The organism is Roseateles sp. (assembly GCF_039595295.1).
Taxonomy (GTDB): Bacteria; Pseudomonadota; Gammaproteobacteria; order Burkholderiales; family Burkholderiaceae_C; genus Roseateles.
This window is the reverse complement of sequence record NZ_JBCNLU010000033.1, coordinates 1-18,906: the sequence shown is the minus strand read 5'-3', so window position 1 is coordinate 18,906 and position 18,906 is coordinate 1. Positions and strand designations below refer to the sequence as shown.

General features: G+C 68.6%; 22 protein-coding genes and 1 tRNA gene. 14 read left to right on the top strand and 9 right to left on the bottom strand.

The genetic code is table 11. From position 1 onward, the window contains the following. The first annotated feature begins 230 nt into the window (after positions 1-230). From alr to ABDW59_RS19435, 3 genes are read left to right on the top strand one after another with little or no spacing between them, the layout of a single operon-like run. On the top strand, positions 231-1,334 hold the full coding sequence (alr, locus tag ABDW59_RS19445; protein ID WP_343632163.1) for an alanine racemase: 1,104 nt from the start codon (positions 231-233) through the stop codon (positions 1,332-1,334). 50 nt (positions 1,335-1,384) lie between these two features. Further along, a complete protein-coding gene (gene arfB / locus ABDW59_RS19440; RefSeq protein WP_343632161.1) occupies positions 1,385-1,789 on the top strand; it encodes an alternative ribosome rescue aminoacyl-tRNA hydrolase ArfB in 405 nt (134 codons plus the stop codon). A 9-nt stretch (positions 1,790-1,798) separates the two neighbouring features. Then, positions 1,799-2,566, top strand: coding sequence for a hypothetical protein (locus tag ABDW59_RS19435; protein WP_343632159.1), 768 nt, complete (start codon positions 1,799-1,801; stop codon positions 2,564-2,566). Between the two features lie 18 nt (positions 2,567-2,584). On the opposite strand, the gene ABDW59_RS19430 is transcribed toward ABDW59_RS19435, so the two are convergent. The 4 genes from ABDW59_RS19430 to ABDW59_RS19415 form a co-directional block, all read right to left on the bottom strand. Further along, positions 2,585-2,992, bottom strand: a complete 408-nt coding sequence (locus tag ABDW59_RS19430; protein WP_343632158.1) for a type II toxin-antitoxin system MqsA family antitoxin — start codon at positions 2,990-2,992, stop codon at positions 2,585-2,587. A 1-nt stretch (position 2,993) separates the two neighbouring features. Continuing rightward, on the bottom strand, positions 2,994-3,290 hold the full coding sequence (locus ABDW59_RS19425; protein ID WP_343632156.1) for a type II toxin-antitoxin system MqsR family toxin: 297 nt from the start codon (positions 3,288-3,290) through the stop codon (positions 2,994-2,996). Positions 3,291-3,414: 124 nt separating this feature from the next. Next, a complete protein-coding gene (locus ABDW59_RS19420) occupies positions 3,415-4,320 on the bottom strand; it encodes a DMT family transporter (protein ID WP_343632154.1) in 906 nt (301 codons plus the stop codon). Between the two features lie 120 nt (positions 4,321-4,440). Continuing rightward, entirely contained in the window at positions 4,441-5,070 is a 630-nt protein-coding gene (locus tag ABDW59_RS19415) for a LysE family transporter (protein ID WP_343632152.1), read from the bottom strand. A gap of 160 nt (positions 5,071-5,230) precedes the next feature. Between ABDW59_RS19415 and ABDW59_RS19410 the strand changes: the two genes are divergently transcribed. The 9 genes from ABDW59_RS19410 to ABDW59_RS19370 all read left to right on the top strand — a co-directional run bounded on the left by ABDW59_RS19410 (position 5,231) and on the right by ABDW59_RS19370 (position 12,538). Beyond that, entirely contained in the window at positions 5,231-6,700 is a 1,470-nt protein-coding gene (locus tag ABDW59_RS19410; protein ID WP_343632150.1) for a sodium:solute symporter, read from the top strand. 222 nt (positions 6,701-6,922) lie between these two features. After that, positions 6,923-8,281 carry a DNA repair protein RadA gene (radA, locus tag ABDW59_RS19405; protein ID WP_343632148.1) on the top strand — a complete coding sequence of 453 codons (1,359 nt, stop codon included), beginning with the start codon at positions 6,923-6,925 and terminating at the stop codon, positions 8,279-8,281. 177 nt (positions 8,282-8,458) lie between these two features. After that, entirely contained in the window at positions 8,459-8,854 is a 396-nt protein-coding gene (locus ABDW59_RS19400; RefSeq protein ID WP_343632216.1) for an antibiotic biosynthesis monooxygenase, read from the top strand. Beyond that, entirely contained in the window at positions 8,851-9,237 is a 387-nt protein-coding gene (locus ABDW59_RS19395; RefSeq protein WP_343632146.1) for a hypothetical protein, read from the top strand. Before ABDW59_RS19400 ends, ABDW59_RS19395 begins: the two co-directional genes overlap by 4 nt. A gap of 54 nt (positions 9,238-9,291) precedes the next feature. Then, positions 9,292-10,215, top strand: coding sequence for a branched-chain amino acid transaminase (locus tag ABDW59_RS19390; protein WP_343632144.1), 924 nt, complete (start codon positions 9,292-9,294; stop codon positions 10,213-10,215). A 42-nt stretch (positions 10,216-10,257) separates the two neighbouring features. Beyond that, complete coding sequence (locus ABDW59_RS19385; protein ID WP_343632142.1) at positions 10,258-10,476, top strand: zinc-finger domain-containing protein; 219 nt, start codon at positions 10,258-10,260, stop codon at positions 10,474-10,476. Positions 10,477-10,486: 10 nt separating this feature from the next. Then, entirely contained in the window at positions 10,487-10,948 is a 462-nt protein-coding gene (locus ABDW59_RS19380) for a nuclear transport factor 2 family protein (RefSeq protein ID WP_343632140.1), read from the top strand. Between the two features lie 11 nt (positions 10,949-10,959). After that, positions 10,960-11,958: an alpha/beta fold hydrolase gene (locus ABDW59_RS19375; RefSeq protein ID WP_343632137.1), complete on the top strand. Its 999-nt coding sequence runs from the start codon at positions 10,960-10,962 to the stop codon at positions 11,956-11,958. Between the two features lie 40 nt (positions 11,959-11,998). After that, positions 11,999-12,538 carry a DUF2946 family protein gene (locus tag ABDW59_RS19370; protein WP_343632135.1) on the top strand — a complete coding sequence of 180 codons (540 nt, stop codon included), beginning with the start codon at positions 11,999-12,001 and terminating at the stop codon, positions 12,536-12,538. Positions 12,539-12,608: 70 nt separating this feature from the next. Here ABDW59_RS19370 and ABDW59_RS19365 read toward each other — a convergent pair whose 3' ends face one another. Next, positions 12,609-13,199: a c-type cytochrome gene (locus ABDW59_RS19365; RefSeq protein WP_343632133.1), complete on the bottom strand. Its 591-nt coding sequence runs from the start codon at positions 13,197-13,199 to the stop codon at positions 12,609-12,611. 281 nt (positions 13,200-13,480) lie between these two features. On the opposite strand from ABDW59_RS19365, the gene ABDW59_RS19360 reads away from it, so the two are divergent. Then, positions 13,481-13,555 (top strand) — tRNA-Arg (locus tag ABDW59_RS19360). A gap of 136 nt (positions 13,556-13,691) precedes the next feature. Beyond that, a complete protein-coding gene (locus tag ABDW59_RS19355) occupies positions 13,692-14,714 on the top strand; it encodes an NAD-dependent epimerase/dehydratase family protein (protein WP_343632131.1) in 1,023 nt (340 codons plus the stop codon). Here ABDW59_RS19355 and ABDW59_RS19350 read toward each other — a convergent pair. The 4 genes from ABDW59_RS19350 to modA form a co-directional block, all read right to left on the bottom strand. Beyond that, complete coding sequence (locus tag ABDW59_RS19350) at positions 14,701-16,242, bottom strand: methyl-accepting chemotaxis protein (RefSeq protein ID WP_343632129.1); 1,542 nt, start codon at positions 16,240-16,242, stop codon at positions 14,701-14,703. The genes ABDW59_RS19355 and ABDW59_RS19350 overlap by 14 nt on opposite strands. A gap of 203 nt (positions 16,243-16,445) precedes the next feature. Further along, a complete protein-coding gene (locus tag ABDW59_RS19345; RefSeq protein ID WP_343632127.1) occupies positions 16,446-17,114 on the bottom strand; it encodes an ATP-binding cassette domain-containing protein in 669 nt (222 codons plus the stop codon). Then, entirely contained in the window at positions 17,111-17,779 is a 669-nt protein-coding gene (gene modB, locus ABDW59_RS19340; RefSeq protein ID WP_343632125.1) for a molybdate ABC transporter permease subunit, read from the bottom strand. Before modB ends, ABDW59_RS19345 begins: the two co-directional genes overlap by 4 nt. 48 nt (positions 17,780-17,827) lie before the next feature. Then, positions 17,828-18,580 (bottom strand): molybdate ABC transporter substrate-binding protein, encoded by a 753-nt coding sequence (modA, locus tag ABDW59_RS19335; protein ID WP_343632123.1) that lies wholly within the window; start codon positions 18,578-18,580, stop codon positions 17,828-17,830. Positions 18,581-18,906: the final 326 nt, after the last annotated feature.

The following is an 18,906-nucleotide window of genomic DNA, read 5'->3' as shown; positions in this document are numbered from 1 at the left end:
CGACCCGGGATACCTGGAACTGCGGTGAACACGCTGGGTCCACAGGGTGGGAGAAGGCAGCGCTGCGGCGGGTTTATAGCATGCGCCTGTTTTCGTAACAGACCTTCACGGAACTACGTCCTTGTGCTACTTCCCACCGATTTCCGGGGGGTGTCGCAAGCCGACCGGCGCCCACCCGGCGTGCTGCGGCGCAGCATCCGCAGCCCGATGGCGGAGGCACAATGCGCGCCATGCCGCGTCCCATCGAAGCCCTGATCCACCAGCCCGCGCTGGCCCACAACATCGCTCGCGCCCGTGAGCTGGCGCCCGATGCGCAAGTGTTCGCCGTTGTCAAGGCCAACGCCTACGGGCACGGCATCGAGCGCGTGTTCGACGCGCTGCGCAGCGCCGACGGTTTCGCGCTGCTGGATCTGGACGAGGCGCAGCGCCTCCGCGATCTGGGCTGGCGCGGCCCGATCCTGCTGCTCGAGGGCTGCTTCGAGACGCGCGATCTGGAGCTGTGCTCGCGGCTCAAGCTCTGGCACGCGGTGCATCAGGAACAGCAGATCGACTGGCTGGCGATGCACAAGACGCACGAGCCGCATCGGGTCTTCCTCAAGCTCAACAGCGGGATGAACCGGCTGGGCTTCACCCCCAGCGCCTTCCGCGGCGCCTGGACCCGACTGAACGCGCTGCCGCAGGTGGACGAGATTTCGTTGATGACGCATTTCTCGGACGCCGACGGTCCGCGCGGCATCGCGCATCAGACGGCGGTGTTCAAGGAGGCCACGGCCGACCTGCCGGGCGCGCGCTCGCTGAGCAACAGCGCGGCCATCCTGCGCCATGCCAAGGACCCCGCGGTGCGGGCAGACTGGGTGCGCTCCGGGATCATGACCTACGGCAGCGCGCCGGACTATCCGGAGCACGGCATCGCGCACTGGAATCTGTTGCCGACGATGACGCTGCGGTCCAAGGTGCTGGCGGTCCAGCATCTGAAGGAAGGCGACAGTGTGGGCTACGGCAGTACCTTCGTGGCGCAGCGCGCGATGCGCATCGGCACGGTGGCCTGCGGCTACGCGGACGGCTATCCGCGCCATGCGGGCCACGGCACGCCGGTGCTGGTGGGCGGAGCGCGCTCGACGACGATCGGCCGCGTGTCCATGGACATGCTGGCGGTCGACCTGACGGACCTGCCGGGCGAAGGCATCGGCAGCGAGGTCACGCTGTGGGGCAAGGGCCCCAAGGGCGCGGTGCTGTCCATCGACGAGGTGGCGCAGGCCGCCGGCACGATCGGCTACGAGCTGATGTGCGCGGTGACCAAGCGCGTGCCGGTGCACGTCGAAGCCCTGGCCTGAGGCCGGCGGGTCCAGGCCCTCCATACCGCCTCGCCGCCACGTCGCCGGCCATGCATCTGGACTGGACGCCGGCCGACTGGGAGCTGGACATCTCCGCCATCCGCGCCAGCGGACCGGGCGGGCAGAACGTCAACAAGGTCAGCAACGCCGTTCACCTGCGCTTCGACATTCGGCGCTCGACGCTGCCGGCGGCGATCAAGGAGCGGCTGCTCGCGCTGAGCGATCAGCGCGTCACCTCCGAGGGCGTCGTCGTCATCAAGGCGCAGGAGTCGCGCAGCCTGGAGCAGAACCGCGCCGACGCGGTCGCGCGGCTGATCGCGCTGGTGCAGAGCGTCGCCCACGTGCCCAAGAAGCGGCGGCCGACCAAGCCGACGCACGGCTCGCAGCGGCGGCGGCTGGAGGCCAAGACCCAGCGCGGAGAAATCAAGGAGGGGCGCGGCAAGGTCCGCGTCTGAGCCCGTCTCATGTTCAAGAACCTGCGCATCCTGATCCTGCTGATGATTCTGCTGACGGTGGCGGGCACGACCTGGCTGTCGCGCTGGCAGGCGCAGTCCTGGACGCGGCCGCAGGTGGTGACGCTCTATCCGATCAATGCGGGCGGCGACGCGGCGACCGACGCCTATCTGGACCGGCTCGACGAATCGGCCTTCGCCGGATTGGAGCCCTACTTCCGGGAGCAGGCGGCGAGCTTCGGGCTGCCGCTGTCGCAGCCGATGCGATTCGTGCTGGCGCGCCGGGTGCGGGCGCTGCCGCCGTCGGTGCCGCGGGACGGGGGCGCGCTGTCGGCGATCTCATGGAGCCTGCGCATGCGCTGGTGGGCCTGGCGGGAGACGCCGCCGAGCTCGCCCAAGCCGGACGTGCGCCTGTATCTGCTCTATCACCCGGTGGTGCCGGGGACGGTGTTGCCGCACTCGACAGGACTCGAGAAGGGCCGGCTGGGGCTGGTGAACGTCTTCGCCGGGCGCGCGCAGGAGGGGAGCAACCAGGTCGTCATCGCGCACGAGACCCTTCACACCTTCGGCGCGACGGACAAGTACGACCTGGGCTCGTTGATGCCGCGCTTCCCCGAGGGCTACGCCGACCCGCGCCGCGAGCCGCGCTTGCCGCAGTCGCAGGCCGAGCTGATGGCCGGCCGCATCCCGCTGCGCGAGGATCAGGCGCGGATTCCCGGGGGACTCGGCGAAACCGTCGTCGGGGCGGGGACGGCGGTGGAGATTGGGTGGGTGAAGTAAGCGCCACCGGGCGCGAGCTCACGGCGTAGAGGCGCGGATTTCATCGAGCAGGCTCGGATGCCGATCCAACACTCTCAGCAGTTGAATCAGGGACAGTGGTGGCTGGGTCTTCCCAGTCTCGTACCTGGAGAACCCGTTGACGCCACCCCCGAACAGTGCTGCCGCCTCGCGTTGATCCAAAGCGAGCTTCTTGCGGACTCGCACGATGAATGAGGGGTCGACAGCTTCGGCATTCACCTGCTTCTCGAAGTCATTCATTGCGCGGATCACTCGATCCGATTCCGCTGGCTCCATCAGACATTCATCGCAAGCCGGGCAGTAGTCTCCGACGACATCAGGAATGACGGTGGCATTCCCCTTGTAGAGGTGCTCCATGTCGCGGGTGTCTTGAACGAGCTCCGCGGCACCGCAAACGGGACATTTCATTTCACAACTCCTTGAAGGAAACGACGAGAAGGTCCTCGACCACAGTGAGCTTCAGATAGACCTGCCCCTTCGGCGTTCGAGGCCGGTAAACGTCTTGCCAGACCCGATGGTCGCCATACGTGGTCATGCTCTTGTAGAAATCGGCTGCGCTGAGATCCAACACGACGCGGTGGACGTCCGCGACGCGGAAGCCCATGACCTGGGCGCCTTGCGTGGCCACCTTCGTATGACGGACCCGTCCGCGAATCACCAGGTCCTTGACCTCGGCCAGCCGATGATGCGGCGTGTGCTTTTCCATCAATATTAACCTACTTGGTTAATGACGGAAATGCCGACATGGCGCGCTCCGTCGTCGAGGACGAAGCGTCGGAGGAAGCTCACGCAGAGTCAGCAGCTCGGTTTGCGCGAACGCAAACTGCCTCTCAATTCCGGCTTAAGGGGGAGCGAGGGGGCCTCGTCGCCACATAAATGCTCCCCAGGCACAGCACCATGCCGGCGAGCGCCAGCACCGTCGGCCGCCAGCCTTCGAAGAGCGCCGAGATCCCCAGCGCGATCACCGGAATCACCACGCCCGTGAGCGCCGCCCGCGCCGTCCCCTGCCGCTGCGCCAGCTTGAAGTACAGGACGAAGGCCACCACCGAGCCCAGCACCGCCAGGTACAGCAGGCTCAGCACGTAGCTCGGCGTCCACGCGAAGCTCAGCCCCTGCCCCGTCATCACCGAGGTCGTCAGCAGGAACAGCGCGCCGTAGCCCATGCTCCAGGCCAGCACCGGCACCAGCGCCAGGCCGCGGCGGGTCAGCGTCAGGGTCAGCACGTTGCCGACGCAGGCGGCCAGCACCGCGCACAAGCCCAGCATCAGGCCGTAGGCCGCCGTCGGGCGCGAGCCGGTGGACGCGATCTCCGGCCAGAAGATCATCACCACGCCAAGCACCGCACCCACCGACGCGCCCAGGAAGCGCGCCGTCACCCGCTGGCCGAAGAACACCCGGCCCGACAGCGCGTTGCCGAAGACCATCAGACAGAACAGCACCGCCACCAGGCCGGTCGGGATGTGCCGCTCGGCCTCGTAGACGGAGAAGTAGTTGCCGCTGTACTGGACGATGCCTGTCGCCAGCATCAGCGCGTGCGCCCCCAGCGGCAGCCGCAGCGACAGCTTCTGCCAGCGCGCGAACCCCGCCAGCATCAGCGCCGCCAGCCCGAAGCGCCAGCCCACCGAATTGAGCACGGGCACGCCCGAAGCGAGCTGGTACAGGATCACGTGCCAGGTGCTGGCCCAGATCAGCGTGGGGCCCCAGAACAGCCAGCGGTCGGAAACAGTGGAGGACATAACAAGCAAAACAAAGAAGCCGCCCAGTCGGGCGGCCTCCGGTGGCATCGGACCGCCGCATCGGCAGCCCGCGGAATCAAGCGGGATCTTGAGCGAGCCGCCGGTCAGGCAGCTCGCGGATCAGGCGGCCTTCTTGAAGGTCGCCAGCAGCGCGCCGGCCGCCACGAACAGGGAGCCGAAGACGCGGTTCATCGCCTTGAGGTGCGACTCCGAGCGCAGCGCCCGCAGCACTCGCGCCGCCAGCACCGTGTAGCCGGCCATGACCACCGCGTCGGTGAAGGCCAGCGTCGCGCCGATGACGGCGTACTGCGCGCCCAGGCTCTGATGCAGGTTCAGGAACTGCGGCACCACCGCCAGCAGAAAGACCGTGCCCTTGGGGTTGACCGCGTTGATGCCCCAGCCGCGCATCACCAGCTGGCGACGCGTGACTTGCGTGCCCTCGGCCTGCTCGGCCACCAGCGGCTTGGCCGGCGAGCGCCATTGCTGGATGCCCAGATAGACCAGGTAGGCCACGCCCGCCCACTTGACCACGGCGAAGGCGCGCTCCGACGCCGCGATCAGCGCGCCCAGTCCGGCGCCCACGAAGACGATCTGCGTCAGGATGCCCAGGATCAGGCCGATGGTCATGAAGTAGCCGCGCTTGAAGCCGTGATTCAGCCCGGCGCTCATCGCCGCGATGGCGCCCGCGCCCGGGGACAGGCTGATGGCCCACGAGGCCGCGAAGAACCCCAGCCAGACTGAAAACTCCATGATCGACTCCTGCGAAGAGCCGCCGTTGTAGCACGCCGCCCCGCCGCCGGCGAAGGTCAGGGTTAACGCCATGCCCCTGTCCATCGGACTTGCGGGCGGTTATGCCCCCCGCCGCATTCGGAATGCCGGCCCGGCGGCGACGCTCCAATAATCCCGCGCCATGTCAGCCACCGTCCTGCTCGTCGTCGTCGTCCTCTATTTCGCGCTGCTGCTCGCGGTCGCCTGGTGGACCTCACGCCGCGCCGACAACGACAGCTTCTTCATCGGCAACCGCAACAGCCACTGGGCCCTGGTGGCCTTCGGGATGATCGGAACCTCGCTGTCCGGCGTCACTTTCATCAGCGTGCCCGGCTCGGTCGGCACCGGCGCCTTCAGCTACTTCCAGATCATGCTGGGCCAGGTCGCCGGCTACGCGGTCGTGGCCTTCGTGCTGCTGCCGCTGTATTACCGGATGCAGCTCAGCTCCATCTACCGCTATCTCGGCGATCGGCTCGGTCTGGCGGCCCACCGCACCGGCGCCGGCTTCTTCATCCTGTCCCGCACCCTGGGCGCGACCGCCCGGCTCTATCTCGTGGTCCGCATCCTGCAGGACCTGGTGCTCGCGCAATTCGGCATGCCCTTCTGGCTGAGCGCCTTGCTGGTGCTGGTCATGATCCTGCTCTACACGCTGGAGGGCGGCGTCAAGACCATCGTCTGGACCGACACGCTGCAGACCACCGGCATGCTGGGCGGGCTGGTGATCTGCGTGATCTTCCTGCTGCATGCGATGGGCCTCGACCTGGGATCCGGCTGGCAGGCGATGCGCGCCGCCGGCCTGGCCAAGGTCTTCGTCACCGATCCGATGAGCTCGTCCCACTGGGCCAAGCAGTTCCTGGCCGGCGCCGCCATCGCCGTGGCGATGACCGGGCTGGACCAGGAAATGATGCAGAAGAACATCTCGGTCAAGCGCCTGGGCGACGCCCAGAAAAACATGATGGTGATGGCGACCATCATGACCGTCGTTGTGCTGCTCTTCCTATTCCTCGGCGGACTGCTGTCGCTGTACGCCGCGCAGCAGGGCATCGCGGCGCATGGCGACCGGCTCTTCCCCGCCGTGGTGATGGAGCACCTGCCCGCCTGGGTCCAGCTGATCTTCGTGGTGGCGCTGATCTCGGCGCTCTTCCCCAGCGCCGACGGCGCCATCACCGCGCTGACCTCCAGCACCTGCATCGACCTGATCGGCCTGCAGAAACGCCAGGACTGGGACGAGGCCCGCAAGCGCCGCGTCCGCAAGACCGTGCACCTGGGCTACGCGGCGCTGTTCCTGCTGCTGACCCTGGGCTTCCGCTGGCTGGACGACCCCAGCATGGTCAACCTGATCCTGAAGCTGGCCGGCTACACCTACGGGCCGCTGCTGGGGCTGTTCGCCTTCGGCATCCTGACCCGGCGCACGCTGCGCTCGGGCGTGCTGCCCTGGATCGCGCTGGCCGCGCCGGCGCTGTGCTGGGTCGTCGACGCCCATCAGGCGACCTTCTTCGGCAACTACCGCATGGGCCTGGAGCTGCTGCTGGTGAACGCCGCGCTGACCTTCGGCGGGCTGTGGGCCGGATCGCGCGCGCCGGCCGCTTATCCCCAAGCGAAAGCCGCTTGATCACAGCCTGCCCCCAGGTCATCCACAGGCTGCCCACCGCTTTCTGTCGGGTCTTCCACCGGAGTCGCACAGGGAGCACACAGGTGACGCACAGCTGCCGCACAGGCGGCTCACAGCCGGTCCACAGGCTTCTCAACAGCTTTGTCCACAGCGTCGGCGTCGGTCCCGGCGGCTGTACGGGCCATGCCGTGGACCCCGATGAGGGCGGCGACAATCGCCCCCATGGCCTCCCCGAAAACCCAATACGTCTGTTCCGAATGCGGCGCCACCAGCGCCAAGTGGCTGGGCCGCTGCCCCTCCTGCAGCGCCTGGAACACGCTGGTCGAGACCGCCGCCGAGCCCGCCGGCGGCAAGAACCGCTACCAGGCGCTGGCCCGCAGCCAGCCGGTGACGACGCTCTCCGAGATCGAGGCGCGCGACTTCGACCGCACCCCGACCTCGCTGGAGGAGCTGGACCGGGTGCTGGGCGGAGGCATCGTCAGCGGCGGCGTGGTGCTGATCGGCGGCGACCCGGGCATCGGCAAGTCCACGCTGCTGCTGCAGGCGATCGAGGCCCTGTCCCGGCGCATGAAGGTGCTCTACGTGACGGGCGAGGAATCCGGCGCGCAGGTCGCGATGCGCTCCCGGCGCCTGGGCCTGGACGGTTCGCAGGTCCGCGTGCTGGCCGAGATCGGCCTGGAGAAGATCCTCGCGACCATCGAGGTCGAGCAGCCGGACTTCTGCGTCATCGACTCCATCCAGACCCTGTACTCGGAGCAGCTGTCCTCGGCGCCGGGCTCGGTCGCGCAGGTCCGTGAATGCGCGGCCCAGCTGACCCGCACCGCCAAGTCCACCGGTTGCGCGATGGTGCTGGTCGGCCACGTGACCAAGGAAGGCGCTCTGGCCGGTCCGCGCGTGCTGGAGCACATCGTCGACACCGTCCTCTACTTCGAGGGCGACACCCACAGCAGCTACCGCCTGGTGCGGGCGATCAAGAACCGCTTCGGCGCGGTCAACGAGATCGGTGTCTTCGCGATGACGGAGAAGGGCCTGAAGGGCGTCACCAACCCGAGCGCCATTTTCCTGTCCACCCACGGCGAGCCGGTGCCCGGCTCCTGCGTGCTGGTGACGCTGGAGGGCACGCGGCCCATGCTGGTGGAGCTGCAAGCCCTGGTGGACAGCGGCGGGCCGAGTCCGCGGCGGCTCTCGGTCGGCCTGGAGCGGGACCGGCTGGCGATGCTGCTGGCGGTGCTGCATCGGCATGCCGGCGTCGCGACCATGGACCAGGACGTCTTCGTCAACGCCGTCGGCGGCGTGCGCATCAGCGAGCCGGCGGCCGACCTGGCGGTGCTGCTGTCCATCCAGAGCTCGCTGCGCGGCAAGCCGCTGCCCAAGGGCTTCATCGCCTTCGGCGAGGTCGGACTGGCGGGCGAGGTCCGCCCCGCGCCTCGTGGCCAGGAACGTCTGAAGGAGGCGGCCAAGCTGGGCTTCTCCATCGCCGTGGTGCCGCAGGCCAACGCGCCCAAGAAGCCGATCGAGGGCTTGACCGTGCACGCGGTCGCCCGCATCGAGGACGCCATCGAGATCCTGCGCGGCATGTGAGCGCGGGCCGATCTCCGCATCCGCAATCGCCGCAGCCGGCGGCCGGGCCGCGCGACGACAATGCCGGCTCCGCCCGCCGCCCCAGATGGCCAGCCGCCACGGAATCACGCCATGAGCTCCGCAGACGCCCTCGATCCCGCCCTCGATCCCGTCATCGCCCAGACCCTCGCCACGACGATCGCCTCGCCCCAGGGGCGGGTCGACTTCCCGCATGAGCCGCCGTATTACGCGGTGATCTTCTGCAGCCAGCGCACCGACGCCGCGCCCGACGACGGCTACGGCGCCATGGCCGACCGCATGGTCGCGCTGGCCGCCGCGCAGCCCGGCTATCTGGGCGTGGAGAGCGCCCGCGGCGAGGACGGGCTGGGCATCACCGTGTCCTACTGGCGCGGGCTGGAGGACATCCGCGCCTGGCGCGCCGTCACCGAGCACGTCGCGGCGCGCGACCAGGGCCGGCGCGACTGGTACCGCCATTACGAGCTGCGCATCGCCAAGGTCGAGCGCCATTACGGCTGGGAACGCACCGACGGTCCGGCCGATCCTTCCCCTCCCCTCCCATCCCCGTCCGCATGAACCGCAGCCTCAGCATCCTCCTCGCCTTCGCCGCCATCGCCGTGGGCGCCCTGCTCTTCGGCTGGAAGGGCGCGATCCTGGGCCTGACGGGCGTGGTCTTCGCGCTGCTGCTGCAGTTTTCGCAGCTGATGCGCGTCATGCGCACGGCCCAGAACGCGCCGCTGGGCCATGTCTCCAGCGCCCTGATGTTGCAGTCCCGTCTGCACGAGGGGATGAAGCTGCTGGACCTGGTCAAGATGTGCGGCTCGCTGGGCGTGAAGACGGGCGAAGGCACCTACCGCTGGACCGACGCCGGCGGCGACGCGGTGGACGTGGTCATGGAGAACAGCAAGGTCGTGCGCTGGACGCTGATCCGCGCGCAGGACGCAGGTCCGGCCGCATAAAATCCACAACTTTGCAGCACCGGGCCGTCTGCGCGGCCGAGAAAAGGACACGCCATGTCTCTCGACGATCGCGACGGCAAGATCTGGATGGATGGGGAGCTGGTGGACTGGCGCGACGCCAAGATCCACGTGCTGACCCACACGCTGCATTACGGCTGCGGCGCCTTCGAAGGCGTGCGCGCTTATCAGACGCCCAAGGGCACCGCGATCTTCCGCCTGCGCGAGCACACCGAGCGGCTCTTCAACAGCGCCAAGATCCTGCGCATGAAGCTCCCTTTCTCGATCGAGCAGGTCGAGGAGGCGCAGCGCGCCGTCGTCCGCGAGAACAAGCTCGAGAGCTGCTACCTGCGCCCGCTGACCTGGATCGGCTCGCAGAAGCTGGGCGTCAGCCCCAAGGGCAACAAGGTGCACCTGATGGTCGCCGCCTGGGCCTGGGGCGCTTATCTCGGTGAAGAAGGCCTGAAGCGCGGCATCCGCGTCAAGACCAGCAGCTACACCCGCCACCACGTCAACATCACGATGACGCAGGCCAAGACGGTGTCCAACTACACCAACTCCATCCTGGCCAACATGGAAGCGACCGAGGACGGCTACGACGAGGCCATGCTCCTGGACGCCTCGGGCTTCGTCTCCGAAGGCGCGGGCGAGAACCTCTTCATCATCAAGAACGGCGTGGTCTACACGCCTGACCTGTCGGCCGGCGCGCTGAACGGGATCACCCGCAACACCATCTTCGCGATCTGCCAGGACCTGGGCCTGAAGCTGGTCGAGAAGCGCATCACCCGCGACGAGGTCTACATCTGCGACGAGGCCTTCTTCACCGGCACCGCCGCCGAAGTCACGCCCATCCGCGAGCTGGACCGCATCGAGATCGGCGCCGGCAGCCGCGGCCCGATCACCGAGAAGATCCAGTCGGCCTTCTTCGACATCGTCAACGGCCGCAACCCCAAGTACGAACACTGGCTGACGCTGGTCTGAACGACCGCAGCAAGCCCATCGCAAGCCCCCGAGAACAAGATCATGAGCGCCAACACCACCACGCCCAAGGCCGTCGTCGAAGTCACCGCCCGGGACCTGCAAGGTCCCGGCGTGGTCTTCTGCCCCAATCCCAAGATGCCGCTGTGGAGCAACCACCCGCGCGTCTACATCGACCTGAGCCACGCCGGCGAAGGCGCCTGCCCCTACTGCGGCACGGTGTACAAGCTCAAGGCCGGCGAGGTCCTCCCTTCCGGCCATTGAGGACGACGCCATGGTCCGCAAGCCTCAGACCGCCCTGCTGCTGGCCTCGCCCGAGGACACCGAAGCGCAGTTCTACGAGGCCTTGCAGGCCGGCGACCTGGAACGGCTGATGGCCGTCTGGGGCGACGAGGACGAGGTCTGCTGCGTCCATCCGGGCGGACCGCGCGTCGTCGGCGCCGCGGCGATCCGGGCCAGCTTCGAGCAGATCTTCGCCCGCGGCGCGGTCCCGGTGCACCCCGAATGCCAGCGCCGGCTCGTGTCCGGCGACACGGCCATCCATCAGGTGCTCGAGCGCGTCGAGATCACCGACGAGGACGGCACGCAGAGCGCCTGGGTGGTCGCGACCAACGTGTATCTGAAGACGGCGCTGGGTTGGCGCATGGTCGCGCACCATGCCAGCCCGGGCACCTCGCAGGATGTGAAGCAGGAGTTGTCGGTCGTGTCCGTGGGGGCGCCGACGACGCTGCACTGAAAGGTCTCCGCATGCAGTACCAGGCTCCCCGCTGGTTGCCGGGAGGCCATGCCCAGACGATCTGGCCCGCGCTCTTCGCACGGCGCTTCGAAGGCGACGCCCCGGCCTTCCGCCGCGAGCGCTGGCCTACGCCGGATGGCGATTTCGTCGACGTGGAGTTCCTCGACGACCCCAAACTCCCACCGTCCGCCGCGACGGATGGCCAAGCGATCGAACGGCCGATGCTGGTGCTCTTCCACGGGCTGGAGGGCTCGGTCGACAGCCAGTACGTTCAGGCCTTCGCCGCCGTCGCGCGCGCGCGTGGCTGGGCTTTCGCGATGCCCTACTTCCGCGGCTGCTCGGGCGAGATCAATCTCGCGCCGCGCGCCTATCACTCGGGCGATTACATCGAGATCGGCTGGATGCTGGACCAGCTACGCGTCGCGCATCGGGGGCCGCTCATCGCGGCGGGTGTCTCGCTGGGCGGCAACGCGCTGATGCGCTGGGCCGAGGAAGCCGGGGACAGCGCAACCGAGACGGTGCGGGCCGTGTGCTCGATCTGCTCGCCGCTGGACCTGACGGCGGCCGGCCATGCGATCGGCAAGGGATTCAACTACCTGGTCTACACGCGCATGTTCCTGCGCACGATGATGCCCAAGGCGCTGCACAAGCTGAAGCAGCATCCCGGGCTCTTCGATCGGGAGCGGCTGATGCGGGTGCGCAATCTCTATGAGTTCGACGACATCTTCACCGCGCCGCTGCACGGCTTCCGGGATGCCGACGATTACTGGCTGCGGGCCTCGGCCAAGCCGCATCTGGCGCGGATCCGCGTGCCGGCGCTGCTGCTGAACGCGCGCAACGACCCGTTCGTGCCGGCGCACAGCTTGCCGGAGCAGAGCCATGTCGGCGCTCATGTGACGCTGTGGCAACCACGCCATGGCGGGCATGTGGGCTTCCCGTCCGGGCGCCCCCCGGGCCATGTGCGGACCATGCCGGAGCGCGTCGCCGATTGGCTCGCGCAGCACTTGTGAGCGGCGGCAGAGACAGCAGAGACAGCACAGGAGCAGGCGAATGGATGCGATCGTCGAAGCGGCGCTGAAGAAGTGGCCCAACGTGCCGCACTGCTACGGCTGGCTGGCGCTGGACGCGCGCGGCGACTGGTACATGCGCGACGAGCGCATCCAGGCGGCCGGCCCGTTTCCACGCGTGAAGGGCAGCCGCATCGTCCACGACAAGCTGATCGGCTTCATCCACCGCAACTACGCGGCGGACGAGCACGGCGCCTGGTTCTTCCAGAACGGCCCGCAGCGGGTCTATCTGCAGCTGGAGCTCGCGCCCTGGATCTGGCGTCTGCAGCCGGACGGCCGCGTGCTCAGCCACACCGGGCGAGAGGCGCAGGTCTCGGGCGCGGTGCTGGACGAGCAGGATCGGCTCTTCCTGGAAACCGACCTGGGGTTGGGCTTGGTCCACACGCAGGACATGGGGCCGGCAGCGGATGCGATCGAGGCGGGTCGCTGGCCGCTGTCGAACGCCACGCATGCCGAGCTGATCGAGCGGCATGGCGTGCAGCTCGATCCTCAGGACCCGAAGGCGTCGCCGGGCAAGCACTGACCCCGCCCGCACCCGGAAACGAAAAAGCCGACCCGCAGGTCGGCTTTCTTCATGCGGACGACCGCGCGGCTTACTGCGAGGCGCCGGAGGCGGGCGCTTCCGCGCCGGAAGCGGCACCGGAGGCCGGGGCGGCGGGCGCCTTGGGCTCGTCGAACTTCGCGCCGCCATGGTTGGCCATGTAGACGACGGCGCGGGTGATCTCGAAATCGCTGTTCTCGCCGCCGCTTTGCGGGGGCATGGCGCCCTTGCCCTTGAGGGCGGAGTGCACCAGCGTGTCGAAGCCCGTCTTCACGCGCGGGCCCCAGGCGCCTTCGTCGCCGAACTTGGGCGCGCCCATCAGGCCGCCGGCATGGCAAGCGGCGCACTGGGCCTGGAAGACCTGCTCGCCGGTCTTGAGGACGACGGGGGCGTTGGCGTCCTTGAGGTCGACGCTGCCCACGCGCTGGATGCGGGCGGCGACGGCTTGTTCCTCGAGGCCGGAGCCGCCGGCTCCTTCCTTCATCTGGCTGGACACGTAATTGGCCAGCATGATGATGATCAGGATCGGGACGATGAAGGCGAAGAGAACGGCGACGACGAGTTGCTTGGGGGTCTTGATGGGCCCCTCATGGGCGTCGTGGTGCGTGTCCTGGGCGTGGGCGTGATCCTGGGTTCCGCTCATGAATTCCTCTTGGATGTCGACAGCAGACTCAAGTCGGCGGGAGGCCCTTCCTGGAAGATCCGGCCCTCGTGCGCAGACAGGGGGAACAGCAAATCGGCGCAGTATAGCCAGCGGTCCTCCGCCCCACCCTGGGGCTTTCGTCAAGGTGGAAGCAAGACGACAACGTGTTCGGGCGAGGCCCGGAAGCCTTGATCCGGGACCGCTTTTCGAAGGAAGCGGGGGTGGTGCGGGCGCCAATCTGGCGGGGGGCCGCGGAACAAGGCTAGAATGTGCGGCTCATCGCGACCGTGGTGAAGTGGATATCATTGGGCCCTCCGAAGGCTTAGTCGCAAGTTCGATTCTTGCCGGTCGCACCAAACGCCAGAAGCCGGCTGTCCTGTGAAGGGCAGCCGGCTTCGTCTTTGGGGTCAGGCCAAGCACTCCGTCCACGGGTCCGCCCCATGAGGTCCGGCACGCTCGCCGGGTCGACATCCGCGATCAGAATCGATCCTCATGCACCTCCTCATCCTCGGCGGCACCGTCTTCCTCGGTCGCCACGTCATTGCCGCCGCGCTGTCGCGCGGACACACCGTCACGATGCTGAATCGCGGCCGTCATGGCCGCGATCTCTTCCCCGAGGTTGAACGGCTCATCGGGGATCGCGACGCCGACATGAGCGCCCTTCGAGGTCGCGAATTCGACGCCGTCATCGACTGCAGCGGGTTCACGCCCGCGCAGATCGAGCGCTCGCTCGCCGCGCTCGACACCGGCGCGCCGCATGTGGTGTTCGTGTCGTCGATCTCGGCCTACGGGCGCTTCATCCCGGGCAAGGTCTACGACGAGTCGACCGCGCTCGCCACCGGCGATGAAGGCTATGGCGCGCTCAAGGCCCGCTCGGAAGAGGCGCTGGCCCGGGCCCTGCCCGATCGCCACACGCTGGTGCGGCCCGGGCTGATCGTCGGCCCGCATGATCCGACCGGCCGGTTCACCTATTGGCCGGACCGAGTCGCGCGCGGTGGCGAGGTGCTCGCGCCGGGCCGGCCCGAACGCCCCATCCAGTTCATCGACGTGCGCGATCTCGCGGACTTCTGCGTGGCCTTGGCGGAGTCACGCGCCGTCGGCGCCTTCAACGCCATCGGCCATCGTCTGCCGATGCGCGAGCTGCTCGACGCCTGCGCGGCGGCATCTCCGGACAGCGATGCGCGCTTCAGCTGGATCCCAGACGAGACGCTGCTCGCGCTCGACGTCGCGCCGTGGACCGGCCTGCCGCTGTGGCTGCCGGAAAGCGACCCCGAGTACGGCGGCATGCTGCTCGCCGACTGCTCACGCGCGTTCGCCGCCGGCCTGACGACGCGGCCGATGACGGCCACGATCACCGACACCCTGGCCTGGTCCCGCGCGCCGCGCGAAGCGGACTGGGACGGCGCGAAGCTCGTGGCGACGATCACGCCGCAGCGCGAGGCCGAATGCCTCGCGGCTTTCCGCGGAGGTGTTGGCGCGGGTATCGGCACAGGCGCTGGCGTCAAGCCAGCTTGAACACCGCGATCGCCGAGGACAGCCGTTTGGACTGATCCTTCAGGCTCTCCGCCGCGGAGGCCGCCTCCTCCACCAGCGCCGCGTTCTGCTGCGTCATCTGGTCGAGGTGGCCCACCGCCGCATTCACCTGGCTGATGCCGTCGCTCTGCTCCTGCGACGCGGCGCGGATCTCGGCAATGATGTCGGTCACGCGCTGCACGCTGTTGACGATGTCGCCCATCGTGCTGCCGGCATCGGTCACCAGACGAGAGCCTGATTCCACGCGCTCCACGCTGGTGGCGATCAGGTGCTTGATCTCCTTGGCGGCCTGCGCGCTGCGCTGCGCCAGCGAGCGCACCTCGCCCGCCTCCACGGCGAAGCCGCGGCCCTGCTCGCCGGCTCGGGCCGCTTCCACGGCGGCATTCAGCGCCAGGATGTTGGTCTGGAAGGCGATGCCGTCGATGGTGCCGATGATGTCGGCGATGCGGCGCGAGCTGTCGCTGATCTCGCCCATCGTGCTCACCACCTGGCCCATCACCGCGCCGCCGCGCTGCGCGGTCTCGGCGGCGGAGCTGACGAGCTGATTCGCCGTCGTCGCCGCGTCCGCGGTCTGGCGCACGGTGCCGGTGAGCTGCGTCAGCGACGCGGCCGCCTCCTGCAAGTTGGACGCCGTCTGCTCGGTGCGCGCCGACAGATCCATGTTGCCGGTCGCGATCTCCGCGCTCGCCGTGCCGATGCTGTCGGTGGAGCCGCGCACATCGCCGATCAGCCGCAGCAAGGCGCTCTGCATGCCGTCGAGCGAGCGCAGCAGCTGGCCGGTCTCATCCGCGGCGCCGGTGTCGATGCGATGCGTCAGGTCGAAGCGCGCGATGGCGTCGGCGACTTCGGCGGCCTGATGCAGCGGCCGCGTGATCGAGCGCGTCAGCCACACGGCCATCGCGACGCCGACGACCAGCGCCACCACGCCGAAGACCACCAGCGCGATGCGAGCGTTCTGGCTGGTGCCGGCGAGCGCCTTCATCGACGCATCGAGCTGATCGCGCTGCTGTTGCAGCACCACGCGGATCGCGTCCAGGTAGTGGGTCGACGCGGTCTTGAACTCGGCGTCGAAGATCTGTTTGGCGCGGTCGCCGTCGCCGGACTTCTTGGCGGCGGTGATGGCGTCGCGCACGCGCAGGTACTCCTTGCGCAGGGCGCTGACCTTCTCGAAGTTGGCGCGCTCGTCGGGCGTGGTGAGCAGCTTGTCCAGCTTCTCCTGCAGGCCGCTGGAGGTCTTGGTCGACTCGGCGATCTGATCGGCGAAGAAGGTCGCCAGATTGGGATCCGCGCTGGCCGCGATGGCCGTCGTGCGGGTGGCGCCATTGAAGACGTTGCGATACCAGTCGGAGGCGACGCGCTCGGTGACGATCGAATCCTCGTACATCGCCTGGGTCTGGGCCGCGACGCGGCTCAGGCCCCAGTAACCCAGCGCCGAGCCGATCAGCGCGATGACCAGGACCAGGGCTTGGACGAGCCCGAGGCGCTGGCCGATGGACCGGTTGGAGGTCATGGCGGACAACATAGGGACAACTCCTCGACCGCCGGCCCGGGGAGGGAGTTTCGGGCGCCGACAGCCGGGCGATGTTGCACCCGTACGGGGCACGTCACCAGTGCGGAAATGACGTACGGCGCCGGTCGTGGCAGAGGCGCCACGCGATTGCGTGCATTGCTCACGGGGGAGCGGGTCGGATGCCGACGCCGCTCAGGCGAGTCCTAGGCCGACTCGACGCCGCCCTCGCTCAATCGGATCCGCTTGTCCCCGAATCGCTCCACGTCTTCCGGGTCGTGCGTGATCATCAGCATCGGAATCCCGATGCGATCCAGCAGCGCATCCAGTTCGGCCCGCATGCGCCCGCGCAGTTCGGGGTCCAGCGCCGAGAAGGGTTCGTCGAGCAGGAGGGCGCGCGGCTCGTTGACCAGGGCCCTCGCCAGCGCCGTGCGCTGCCGCTGCCCGCCCGAGAGCTCATGCGGCCGCTGGCTCGCCACGTGCTCCAGCTCGAAGGCGCGCAGCCAGCGTTCCACCGGCTCGCCGCCCTCGCGACGCGAGGGATTCAGCCAGCCGCGCTTCAGGCCGAAGGCGATGTTCTGCCGCACCGTCAGATGCGGGAACAGCGCGTAGTCCTGGAACAGATAGCCCAGCCGCCGATCACGCGCCGGGACGTCCACGCCCGCGGCCTTGTCGAAGACCGGCTGGCCATCGACCAGGATGCTGCCCTCGTCCGGCCTGAGCAGACCGGCGACGGCTTGCAGCGTCAGCGTCTTGCCGGCGCCCGAGGGCCCGTGGATGACCGTGCGGCGCGCGTCGGTGGAGAACGCGATCGCCAGCTCGAAGCTGCGATCGCCGCCGTGGACGCGCTTGCGGATACGGACGTCGAAGCTCATGCGCGGCTCCTGGGTCCCGCCAGCCGGCCGGCGACCAGCAGCACCACCACGCAGGTCACCGACACGATCAGCACCAGCAGGTTCGCGGTGTCGTCCTGGCCGGCCTGCACGGCTTCGTAGACGGCGACGGAGAGCGTCTGGGTCTTGCCTGGGATGCTGCCCGCCACCATCAGCGTCGCGCCGAACTCACCGAGCGCGCGAGCGAAAGCCAGCAGCACGCCGGCCAGCACGCCGCGCCAGGCCATGGGCAGCGTCACGCGGAAGAACAGCGCCCACTCGCCCAGACCCAGCACGCGACCGGCGCGCTCGAGCTGCGGATCGACGCCCTCGAAGGCCGCGCGGGCCGACTTCATCACCAGCGGAAAGGCGACGATGGTCGCGGCGATGACCGCGCCCTGCCAAGTGAAGATCAGATTGATCCGGAAGTACTCCCACAGCCAGGCGCCCAGCCAGCCGCGCTTGCCGATCACCACCAGCAGGTAGTAACCCAGCACCGTCGGCGGCAGAACCATGGGCAGCGTGAGCACCGCATCCAGCAACTCGCGCCCCGGGAAGCGCCAGCGCGCGAGCACATACCCGCAGCCGACGCCGAGCACCAGGTTGAGCGCGGTTGCCCAACCCGCGACCTTCAGCGACAGCGCCAGCGCGATCCAGGCTTGGTCCACGTGGGGGGCCGTTCCGTCGTTCAGTCTGCCGTTCGGACCGTCGGCCGCTCAGGGCTTCTGGAAGCCGTACTTGGCCAGCACGGCCTGACCCGCCGGCGACGCGACGAAGGCCAGGAACTGCTTGCCGCCGGCGGCGTTCTGACCGCCGTTGACGACCGCGATCGGGTAGGAGATCGGGGACTCGGTGGGGACGCTGAAGAGGATCTTGACCTTGTCCTTCAGGACGAAGGCATCGGTGGCGTAGACGAAGCCCGCATCGGCCTCGCCGCGCGAGACGTAGTCCAGCGCTTGGCGCACGTTCTGCGCGAAGACGGCCTTGGGCTCGATCGCGGTCCAGAGCTTGGCCTTCTCCAGCACGCTCTTGGCGTAGCGGCCAGCGGGCACGCCCTCGGGTTTGCCAATGGCGACGCGCTTGACCTGCGGCTGCTGCAGGTCCGCCAAGGCCTTCAGCGATTGGCCGCCCTCGGCCGGGGTGATCACCACCAGCGCATTGCTGACGAAGTTGCGGCGGGTGCCGTCGACCAGCAAATTCTGCTGCTGGGCCTTGTCCATCGTCTCTTGGTCGGCGGAGGCGAACACGTCCACCGGCGCGCCCTTGGCAATCTGCGCGAGCAAGGCATCGGAAGCGGCGAAGTTGAACTGCAGCCTGGTGCCGGGATGGGCGGATTCGAAGGCGGGGGTCAGTTCCTTGAACGCGTTCGTCAGGCTCGCGGCGGCGGAGACCGTCACGTCGGCGGCATGCGCGAAGCCAGCCGCCATCAGGGCCAGGGTCAGCACGGCGCCACGACGGGCAACAGTCATCGGTCCAGTCCAGCGCATGGCAGAGCCCTCGGTAGGGTGGCGGTTAAGGAGGCTCGCAATATATATCAGGATATTGCGTGGGGTCGGCGGGGGAGAGCCCGAAGACCCTCTCCCCTGCCCTCTCCCGCAAGCGGGAGAGGGAGTCACCAGCGCTTGTCTTGCCCCTCGCCCGCTTGCCAGAGCGCCTGTCTTGCCCCCTTGCCCGCTTCCCGGAGCGCCTGTCTTGTCCCCTTGCCCGCTTCCCGGAGCGCTTGTCTTGCCCCCTCTCCCGCTTGCGGGAGAGGGCGGGGGAGAGGGTCTTCCGGGGCCGTCCCCAGCCCCTCCCC